Annotated in this window: 9 protein-coding genes; 5 read left to right on the forward strand and 4 right to left on the reverse strand. The window is 70.1% G+C overall.

The genetic code is table 11. From position 1 onward, the window contains the following. Nucleotides 1-2: 2 nt before the first annotated feature. Nucleotides 3-878 (reverse strand): TIGR03619 family F420-dependent LLM class oxidoreductase, encoded by an 876-nt coding sequence (locus ACFWY9_RS25255; protein ID WP_378340073.1) that lies wholly within the window; start codon nt 876-878, stop codon nt 3-5. A 162-nt stretch (nt 879-1,040) separates the two neighbouring features. Here ACFWY9_RS25255 and ACFWY9_RS25260 point away from each other — a divergent pair, with 162 nt between their 5' ends. Further along, nucleotides 1,041-1,847, forward strand: a complete 807-nt coding sequence (locus ACFWY9_RS25260; protein WP_378340074.1) for a hypothetical protein — start codon at nt 1,041-1,043, stop codon at nt 1,845-1,847. Nucleotides 1,848-1,993: 146 nt separating this feature from the next. Beyond that, on the forward strand, nt 1,994-2,746 hold the full coding sequence (locus ACFWY9_RS25265; protein WP_378340075.1) for a GNAT family N-acetyltransferase: 753 nt from the start codon (nt 1,994-1,996) through the stop codon (nt 2,744-2,746). A gap of 4 nt (nt 2,747-2,750) precedes the next feature. Here the strand turns inward: ACFWY9_RS25265 and ACFWY9_RS25270 are convergent, their stop codons facing one another. Next, entirely contained in the window at nt 2,751-3,560 is an 810-nt protein-coding gene (locus ACFWY9_RS25270) for an Fpg/Nei family DNA glycosylase (protein ID WP_378340076.1), read from the reverse strand. Then, complete coding sequence (locus ACFWY9_RS25275; RefSeq protein ID WP_378331220.1) at nt 3,560-4,033, reverse strand: ribose-5-phosphate isomerase; 474 nt, start codon at nt 4,031-4,033, stop codon at nt 3,560-3,562. The genes ACFWY9_RS25270 and ACFWY9_RS25275 overlap by 1 nt, the downstream gene beginning before the upstream one ends. A gap of 46 nt (nt 4,034-4,079) precedes the next feature. Between ACFWY9_RS25275 and ACFWY9_RS25280 the strand changes: the two genes are divergently transcribed. Next, a complete protein-coding gene (locus ACFWY9_RS25280) occupies nt 4,080-4,823 on the forward strand; it encodes a 2-phosphosulfolactate phosphatase (RefSeq protein ID WP_378340077.1) in 744 nt (247 codons plus the stop codon). Beyond that, nucleotides 4,820-5,632, forward strand: a complete 813-nt coding sequence (locus tag ACFWY9_RS25285) for an MBL fold metallo-hydrolase (protein ID WP_378340078.1) — start codon at nt 4,820-4,822, stop codon at nt 5,630-5,632. Before ACFWY9_RS25280 ends, ACFWY9_RS25285 begins: the two co-directional genes overlap by 4 nt. Before the next feature lie 9 nt (nt 5,633-5,641). On the opposite strand, the gene ACFWY9_RS25290 is transcribed toward ACFWY9_RS25285, so the two are convergent. Next, nucleotides 5,642-6,259 carry a DsbA family protein gene (locus tag ACFWY9_RS25290; RefSeq protein WP_378340079.1) on the reverse strand — a complete coding sequence of 206 codons (618 nt, stop codon included), beginning with the start codon at nt 6,257-6,259 and terminating at the stop codon, nt 5,642-5,644. Between the two features lie 179 nt (nt 6,260-6,438). Between ACFWY9_RS25290 and pepN the strand changes: the two genes are divergently transcribed. Continuing rightward, nucleotides 6,439-9,003 (forward strand): aminopeptidase N, encoded by a 2,565-nt coding sequence (gene pepN, locus ACFWY9_RS25295; protein ID WP_378340080.1) that lies wholly within the window; start codon nt 6,439-6,441, stop codon nt 9,001-9,003. Nucleotides 9,004-9,445 lie beyond the last annotated feature (442 nt).

Here is a 9,445-nt window from a genome sequence, read left to right on the forward strand (position 1 = left end):
GCTCAGTCTCCGAACTTCGCGATGATGTCTTCCCCGAACTTCCGGATCGCGGCGAGCTTCGGCTCGATGTCCGCGTCGAACCCGACTCCCTCGAACACCCACGGCATCGTGATCACGTCGGTCACGCCGATCGAGGCCTGCTCCCGGTAGCCGTCGAGGCCGAACCGGTCGATGCACACAGCTTGGTATTCGAACGGCTCCTCGGCTCGGCCCCGCTCCGCGAGCAGCTCACGCAGCCGCGCGATCGTGTCCCGCAGGTCGTCGAACTTCATCATCGCCGAGGACCAGCCGTCCCCCGCCCGCGCGGCCCGCCGCAACGCGACGTCGGTGTGCCCGCCGATGTAGAACGGCACCCGCGACGGCGGCGTGGGGCTCATCCGCAGCTTGTCGAAGTCGAAGAACTCCCCGTGGTATTCGACCATGCCGCCGTCGAGGATCAGCCGCAGCACGTCGATCGCTTCGTCGACGCGCTTGCCGCGCCGCGCGTAGGGCGCTCCGCACCACTCGAACTCCTCGGGCGACCATCCGACGCCGAGCCCGAGCCCGAACCGGCCGCCGGTCAGCGCCGCCACCGAGTTGACCTGGCGGGCCAGCAGCACCGGATTGCGTGAACCCAGTTTCAGCACCGAGGTGTAGAACCTGATCCTGCTCGTCACCGCCCCCATCGAGGCGGCCGCGACGAGCGGGTCCGCCCAGGGCGTCTCCTCGTTCCAGAACCGGCTCCCGTCCGGGGTGTACGGATAGTCGGCGGACACCGTTTCGGAGTAGAAAAGCGAGTCGGGCAGGGCAATCGAGGCGAAACCGGCCTCCTCCGCGGCACGGGCGAGCCCGGCCAGCTGATCGAGCGGGTTCATCGCGACCGAGAGGGTGAACTTCATATCGCCGAACTATAACGTGTTCTAGTTTGTCCGGCCAGCCCTCGCGACACACCGGTGGTGCGCCGCGTCACGTGACGGGAACCCACCGCGTACCGTCCGCGTTGTCCGTTTCAAAGGTGGTTCCCTGGGAGCCACCGCACGCATCCGAGCTTGGAGTGACCCATGGGGACCGCGATCTTCCTGATCGTGCTCGTCGTCGTGATCGTCGGCGGCGGCCTCTACTTCGCACGATCGCAGGCCGCGGCGCGACAGCGGCAACTCGAGGACGCGAAGGCGGACGCCCGCCGCCTGGTGGAGCGGCTCGGCGGCCAGGTCCTCAACATCACCGGCACCGACACCGCGTCGCAGCAGGCGATGGCCGACGCGAGCGAGCGGTACAACGCGGCGGGCTCCCAGCTGGAGCAGGCGAAGACGATCGAGCAGGCCAAGCTGGTCAAGGAGACCGCCATCGAGGGTCTCTACTACGTGCGGGCCGCGCGCACCGCCATGGGCATGGACCCCGGCCCGAAGCTGCCGGAAGAGGCCGAGCGCGAGCGCGCGGGCAAGGTCACCGAGCACCGTTCGGTCGACGTCGAGGGCCAGCACTACGAGGCCTCGCCCCAGGCGGGCCAGAACACGCCGTACTACTACCCCGGCGGCCGCGTCGCCGGGCGCCCGGTACCCGAGGGCTGGTACAGCGAGCCGTGGTGGAAGCCCGCCCTGATCGGCGGCGCGTGGGGCCTGGGCTCGGCCCTGCTGTTCGGCGCGATGTTCAGCGGTATGGGCGGCATCGCCAGCGCGTCGGCCTGGGAGTCCGGGTACGACGCGGGCCAGATGGACGCGCTGGGCTCCGGTGGTTTCGACGGCGGCGGGTTCGACGGTGGCAGCTTTGACGGCGGAGGCGACTTCGGCGGAGGCGGCGACTGGGGCGGCTTCGACGGCGGCGGTGGTGGTGGTTTCGACGGCGGAGGCGGAGGCTTCGACTTCTGATCCGAGATCCTGACCCGAAGGGGATTTTCCGCACCACTAAGCGGAAAATCCCCTTCGTCGTGTCCGGCACCGGAAGTCCTCGTGCACGCATAATGAATATATATACATAGTTGCGGTTCTTCATTCAGCTGGCTTAGCGTGGTTCCATGGTCACCGTTGCGGAACTCGACGATCTGATGCTTCAGGGCTGGCGGGCGCTCACCTGCACCGAGGTCGACGGCTGGCTCGTCCGCCGTTCGGCGGGCGTCACCAGCCGCGCGAACTCGGTGCTGCCCCTCACGCCGCCCGCCGACGTCGGCAAGGCGCTGCGGGAGGTGGAAGACCTCTACCACGGCACGGGACTCGCCTCGACGTTCCTGATCGGCCCGGCAGCACAGCCCGCCGATCTCGACGAGCTGCTCGCCGCCCGCGGCTACACGCGGCTCCGCCCGACGCTTCTGCAGACCGCCGACGTCGCGACCGTGCTGGAGCGGCTCCCGTCGAGCGACGTCGCCGTCCGGATCGACAAGAGACCGGACGCGGCCTGGCTGGATCTGTGGTCACTGACGGACGGCAGGGGCGGCGCCGAAACCCTCGCGGTGGCCCGCGAAATCATGGAGGCCACACCCGCGCTCTACGCCTCGGTAGAGGGATCGTCCGGCATCACCGCGATCGGCAGGCTCGCGCTCGTCGGCGCCTGGGGAGGCCTGTACGGGCTCGCCGTCCACCCGGACGCCAGACGCCAGGGCCAGGCCGCGGCCGTCCTCCGCGGGCTGCTGGCCGAAGCGTCGGGCCACGGCGTGGATTCGGTGTGGCTCCAGGTGCTCGCGGACAACGAACCGGCACTCAAGCTGTACGACCGCGCGGGCTTCACCACGGCCACGCGGTATCACTACCGGACGCGGCCCGTCGCGGGCTGACGGCTCAGGCGGGCTGGCAGGCCGGGCACCAGTAGAGATTGCGGCCGACGAGATCGGCGTGCGCCACCGACGTCCCGCACACCAGGCACTCCTCGCCCGCGCGGCGGTAGACGTAGACCTCGCCGCCGTGCCGGTCCTGACGCGGCGCGCGGCCGGTGGCCTCGGGCAGGTGCTCGGGCGCGACGGTGTCGATGCGGCCGACGCGGACGCCGTCCCGCATGAGCGCGACCAGATCCGCCCACATGTCGTCCCACAGCGCCTTGTCGAGGTCGCGGCCTGGCAGCAGCGGCGGGACGCCGTGGCGGAACAGCACCTCGGCACGGTAGACGTTGCCGACCCCGGCGAGCACCGACTGGTCCATCAGCAGCGCCGCGATCGACGTGCGGGAGCGGGAGATCCGGGCCCAGGCCCGGTCCGGGTCGGCGTCCGCGCGCAACGGGTCGGGGCCCAGGCGCGCCTTGATCGCGTCGACCTGCGCCTCGTCCAGCAACTCGCAGCGCGTCGGGCCGCGCAGGTCCGTCCAGTGGGTCCGGCCCGCCAGCCGCATCCTGACCTGGCCGACCGGCGTGGTCGCCGGCAGTTTCGCCTCGCCGAAGGTGCCGTACAGCCCGAGGTGGACATGCACCGTCCCGTGTGGACCGTAATGGTGGAACAGGTGCTTCCCGTACGCCTCGGCGGACTTCAGCACCTGACCGTCCAAACGGGACGCCTCGGCGGCGAACCGGCCCTGCGGGCTGCTGACCGACACCGGCGCGCCCGCGTAGCGGCGTTTGTGCAGGCGGGCGAGCCGGTGCAGGGTGTGCCCTTCGGGCATCAGGCCCCCGGCAGGGCGGGCGGGGTGCCGGTGCGCTCGTAGTCGAGCAGCTGCTGGACCCGGCGCGCGTGCCGCTCCTCCGGCGACACCGGAGTCGCGAGGAAGGCTTCGACGATCTCGGTGGCCTGTTCGGCGGTGTGCATCCGGGCGCCGACGCCGATCAGCTGCGCGTGGTTGTGCTCGCGGCAGAGCTTCGCGGTCTCGACGCTCCAGGCCAGGCCCGCCCGCGCGCCGGGCACCTTGTTCGCGGCGATCTGCTCGCCGTTGCCGGAGCCGCCGATCACGATGCCGAGGCTGCCCTCGTCGGCAACCACGCGCAGCGCCGTCTCGACGCAGAACGCAGGGTAGTCGTCGGCGGCGTCGTAGACCGCCGGGCCGATGTCCGTGACCTCGTGGCCCTGCTCGCGCAGGTGGCTCACCAGGTGGTTCTTCAGTTCGAAACCGGCATGGTCGGATCCCAGGTAAACACGCACGGCAAGGGAGTCTGCCATCCCGCCGGAGCACGGGCATGCTGTGGGGGTGGCAGCGACTTGGGGGCAGCCGGGCTACGACGTCCGGCTCGAATGGGGCGGCGAGGGCGTCGGCGCGCTCGGCGGGGTGTGTGCCGTCCTGGTCGTCGTGGACGTGCTTTCCTTCTGCACCACCACGGATCTCGTGCTGGCACGCGGCAGCCGGGTGCTGCCGGTGAAGTGGGGCGGCGAGCGCGGCATCGCCGTCGCCCGTGGCGCGGGGGCGATCATCGCCGGTGAGGGCGAGTGGACGCTGCGGCCGTCGTCTGTGACGGAGATCCCGGCCGGGAAGCTGCTCGCGCTGCCCTCGCCCAACGGCGCCACACTGTGCGAGGCCGCCGCGACGACCGATGCCCTGGTCCTGGCGGGCTGTCTGCGCAATGCTTCCGCGGTGGCGGCCCGTGCCCTCGAACTCGCGGAGGGTCGCCCGATCGGGGTCATCCCGGCCGGGGAACGCTGGGGCGTGGACTTGCTGAGCGAGGCCGTCGAGTTCGGGCCCCTGCGGCCGTGTGTCGAGGATCAGCTCGGCGCCGGAGCGATCATCGCCGCACTCGCCGCCGCCGGCCGGTCGCTCTCCCCCGAGGCCGCGCTGGCCGCCGCCGCGTTCGGCGCCACCGACATCACGGACGCGCTCACCCGGTGCGCGTCCGGACAGGAACTCATCGCCGCCGGGCACGCGAACGACGTCGTCCTGGCGGCGCAACCGGACGTGAGCACGGAGGCTCCCGTCCTGACCGAAAGGATCCTTTCTTGACCGAAGGACGCTGGCTCGAACTCGCGGAAGGCGTCTACGCCCGCCGGTACGAGGAGCTGGACCTGACCACCGGGCTCGTCGTCGGCGGCGAAGGCTGCCTGGTGATCGACAGCAGGGGCGATGTCGACCAGGGCGCCGAATTCGCCGCGGCAATCCGGGAGATCACCCCGCTGCCGTGGTCGGTTGTCTACACCCACGCGCATTTCGACCACTGCTTCGGCACGACGCCGTTCCTGCCGTGCGACGTCTGGGCGCAGGAAGGCTGCGTGGCCGAACTCGCCGCACACGGCGAACGAGCGCGGCAGCGGCGGATCGAGACCTACCGCGCCGAGGGCAAACCGCACATCTCCGACGCGCTGGAGCGGACCGTCATCACCCCGCCAGGGCGGCTGGTGACCGAACGCGCGGAGGTCGACCTGGGCGGCCGCGTCGTCACGCTGGTGTATCCCGGGCTCGCGCACACGGACCACGACCTCGTCGCCCACGTGCCCGACGCCGGGATCGCGTTCGCCGGGGACACCGTCGAGCACGGGCCGTCCGGCTTCACCGCCGATTCCTTCGGCACCGACACGCACCTCGCCGCCTGGGCCGCCGCGCTCGACAAGATCCTCGCGCTGCGACCGGAAACCGTCGTACCGGGACACGGCGATCCCGTCGGCGCCGGGTTCGTCGCACGGCACCGCGACGGCCTCCACCGGCTCGTCACCCTCAAAACCGCTGTCGCGGCGGGTGAAACGACCGAGGAGGAGGCCGTCGCGATGTCCCCCTACCCCGCCGACGTCACGCGTGCCGCATTGGGCACACCATGAGCCGGTCGCTCAGTCGAAGTTCAGCTCGCCCGTACGGGTGCGCTTGAGCTCGAAGAAGTCCGGGTAGCTCGCGAGCGCGACCGCGCCGTCGAACATCTTCAGCGCGTCCTCACCCCGCGGGATGGAGCTCAGCACCGGGCCGAAGAACGCCACGCCGTCGATGTGGATGGTCGGCGTGCCGACCTCCGTGCCGACCGGGTCCATGCCCTCGTGGTGGCTCTTGCGCAGGGCCTCGTCGTACTCGGCCGAGTCCCCCGCCTCGATCAGTTCGGGCGCGCCGACGGCTTCCAGGGCTTCCTTGATGACCTGGCGGCGGTCCTCGTTGCCCTGGTTGTGGTACCGCGTGCCGAACTCGGTGTAGTAGTCGCGGACGGCCTGCTGGCCCTTCTGCTGCCCGAGCGCGATGGCGACCCGGACCGGCGCCCAGCCCTCGGACAGCAGCGCCTTGTACCGCTCGGGCAGGTCTTCGCGGTTCTCGTTGAGCACCGAAAGGCTCATCACGCGGAAGTTCAGGTCGATGTCGCGGTGCTTCTCCACTTCGAGGATCCAGCGCGAGGTGATCCAGGCGAACGGGCAGATCGGGTCGAAGTAGAAGTCGACCTTGGTTGGCTTCGACTCAACGGTCATCGTCGTCATCTCTCCAGGTACGCGGGGTCCTCAGGACACGGGGGCGGCCGGGTGACGGCCGCACACCGCCATCCAACACGACCCGGTGCCCGGTTGTTCCCCATCGTCAGCGGGTGGCCACCCATGATTGGATGCTCGTAGATGGAAACCGAAACCGATACCACTGACCAGAGGTGCCCGTGCCCGCCCCGAATCTGACCCGAGACCAAGCCAAGCAGCGTGCCGACCTGCTCGACGTCGAGTCCTATGACATCGAACTGGACCTCACCGACGGCCGCGGCGGTCCCGGGGAGAAGACCTTCGTCTCGAAGACCACCATCCGGTTCTCGAGCGCCCGGGCCGGGGAGCGGTCCTGGGTGGACGTGGTCGCCGAAGGAGTCCGGTCCGCCACGCTCAACGGCACCGAGCTGGACGTCAGCGCGTACGTCGAGGACGACGGCATCGCGCTGCCCGGCCTCGCCGAGAGCAACGAACTCGTGGTCACCGCCGACTGCCGGTACATGAACACCGGCGAGGGACTGCACCGGTTCGTCGACCCGGTCGACGACGGCGTCTACCTGTACACGCAGTTCGAAACCGCCGACGCGAAGCGGATGTTCGCCTGCTTCGACCAGCCCGACCTCAAGTCGGTCTACCGGCTGACGGTGACCGCGCCGAAGGACTGGAAGGTCATCTCGAACGCGCTCGTCGAATCGGCAGGGGACACCCCGGAAGGCGCCGTGCGGACGGTGTTCAAGGTGTCCGAGCGGATCTCGACGTACCTGGTCGCGCTGATCGCCGGGCCGTACGCCGAATGGCGGGACGAGTTCTCCGACGAGCACCGCACCATCCCGCTGGGCATCTACTGCCGGGCGTCGCTGGCCGAGCACATGGACGCGGACAAGCTGTTCGTCGAGACCAAGCAGGGTTTCGCCTTCTACCACGAGAAGTTCGCGACGCCGTACCCGTTCTCGAAGTACGACCAGCTGTTCGTGCCGGAGTTCAACGCGGGCGCGATGGAGAACGCGGGCGCGGTGACGTTCCTGGAGGACTACGTCTTCCGCAGCCGCGTCACCCGCTACGCCTACGAGCGGCGTGCCGAAACGTTGCTGCACGAGATGGCGCACATGTGGTTCGGGGACCTGGTAACCATGCGCTGGTGGGACGACCTGTGGCTCAACGAGTCGTTCGCGACCTTCGCCAGCGTGCTCGCGCAGGCCGAGGCGACCGAGTACACCAACGCGTGGACGAGCTTCGCGAACATCGAGAAGTCGTGGGCCTACCGGCAGGACCAGCTGCCCTCGACGCACCCGATCGCCGCGGACATCGTCGATCTGCACGCCGTCGAGGTGAACTTCGACGGGATCACCTACGCCAAGGGCGCGAGCGTGCTCAAGCAGCTCGTCGCCTACGTCGGCCAGGAACACTTCCTGGAGGGGCTGAAGGTCTACTTCGGCAAGCACGCCTGGGGCAACGCGACACTGGCGGATCTGCTGGGCGCGCTGGAGGAGGCGTCCGGGCGCGACCTGTCGTGGTGGAGCGCGCAGTGGCTGGAGACCACCGGGCTGAACTCGCTGAGCCCGCGCTACGAGGTCGGCGCGGACGGCACGTTCAGCTCGTTCGCGGTCGTGCAGACCGGGGCGAAGCCGGGCGCCGGCGAGCTGCGCACGCACCGCGTCGCGGTCGGTGTGTACGACGAGGACGGTTCCGGCCGTCTGGTGCGCTCGCACCGGGTCGAGCTCGACGTCGACGGTGAGCGCACCGACGTGCCGGCGCTGGTCGGGGTGCCCGCGGGCAAGCTGGTGCTGGTCAACGACGACGACCTCACCTACTGCCGGATGCGGCTCGACCCGGCGTCGCTGACCACGCTGATCGACCGGATCGCCGACATCACCGACCCGCTCCCCCGCACGCTGTGCTGGTCGGCGGCATGGGAGATGACCCGCGAGGCCGAGCTCAAGGCCCGCGACTTCGTCACCCTGGTGGCGCGGGGCATCCACACCGAGTCCGAGGTCGGGGTCGTGCAGCGGCTGCTGCTGCAGGCGCAGACCGCGCTGAACTCCTACGCCGAGCAGGAATGGGCGGTCCAGAAGGGCTGGCCCGCGTTCACCACCCGGCTGCTGGAACTGGTGCGCGCGGCGGAGCCGGGCTCGGACCACCAGCTGGCGTTCGTCAACTCGCTCGCCGGTTCGGTGCTGGACGAGGAGACCCTGACGGTCATCGCGGGCTGGCTCGACGGCTCGGCGCCGCTGGACGGCCTCACCGTCGACACCGACCTGCGCTGGCGGCTGCTGCAGGCACTGGTGGCGCACGGCAAGGCGGACAAGGCCGAGATCGACGCCGAGCAGGCGCGGGACGACACCGCGGCGGGACGGCGGCAGGCCGAGCGCTCGCGCGCGCTGCGGCCGAACGCGGAGGCCAAGGCGGACGCCTGGCAGCGCGCGATCCACGACGACGAACTGCCGAACGCGGTCAGCGACTCGCTCATCTCGGGCTTCTCGCACCCAGGCCAGAAGGCGCTGCTCGGTTCGTATGTGGCGAAGTACTTCGACGTCGTCGACGAGGTGTGGCAGCGGCGTTCGAGCGAGCGTGCGCAGCCGACGATCATCGGCCTGTACCCGTCGTGGGCGGTGGAACCCGCCACGGTCGAGGCGTCGGACGCCTGGCTCGCCGGCGACCATCCGGCGGCGCTGCGGCGGCTCGTCTCGGAGGGCCGCGCGGGTATCGTCCGCGCACTGGCGGCGCGGGACTTCGACCGCTCCTGAGGGTTTTGGGCTGTGGGGCCTGCTGTGTCCCGAACGACGCGATGGGGACGTTGAACGTCCTCAACGGCGCGTTCGGGACATGGGGGCGGCGGGTCGTGTTCTCGTGCCCATGGGGCGTCTCCGCGTCCCGTGCGTGTGTCGCGGCTTGGCGCACCGCGCCTGACGCTCTGCTGGCCGGGCCTCCGGTGTCGCGAACGACGCGTTCGCGACGCTCATCGTCCTCAACGCGTCGTTCGGGGCACTCGCCGCGCCGCGCCGAAGGAATGAACGGAAGATTCAGTCCGCTCTGAGACCCCCTACCAGCCATCCTGGCAGCAGGGACCGACAAAGTCCGTGAAGGCCTCCTTACCGGCGCTGAGCGCCGGTAAGGAGGCCTTCACGGCATCCACGCCGGACCTGTCTCATATAAACAAAACCGACCCCCCGAGACCAATATGCGACG

This window comes from Amycolatopsis sp. NPDC059027 (assembly GCF_042739735.1).
GTDB lineage: Bacteria > Actinomycetota > Actinomycetes > Mycobacteriales > Pseudonocardiaceae > Amycolatopsis.

Excerpts from the sequence above, each read along its gene's own strand:
- ACFWY9_RS25255 (WP_378340073.1), bottom strand. The coding sequence starts at position 878 with ATGAAGTTCACCCTCTCGGTCGCGATGAACCCGCTCGATCAGCTGGCC.
- ACFWY9_RS25260 (WP_378340074.1), top strand. The coding sequence starts at position 1,041 with ATGGGGACCGCGATCTTCCTGATCGTGCTCGTCGTCGTGATCGTCGGC.
- ACFWY9_RS25265 (WP_378340075.1), top strand. The coding sequence starts at position 1,994 with ATGGTCACCGTTGCGGAACTCGACGATCTGATGCTTCAGGGCTGGCGG.
- ACFWY9_RS25270 (WP_378340076.1), bottom strand. The coding sequence starts at position 3,560 with ATGCCCGAAGGGCACACCCTGCACCGGCTCGCCCGCCTGCACAAACGC.
- ACFWY9_RS25290 (WP_378340079.1), bottom strand. The coding sequence starts at position 6,259 with ATGACCGTTGAGTCGAAGCCAACCAAGGTCGACTTCTACTTCGACCCG.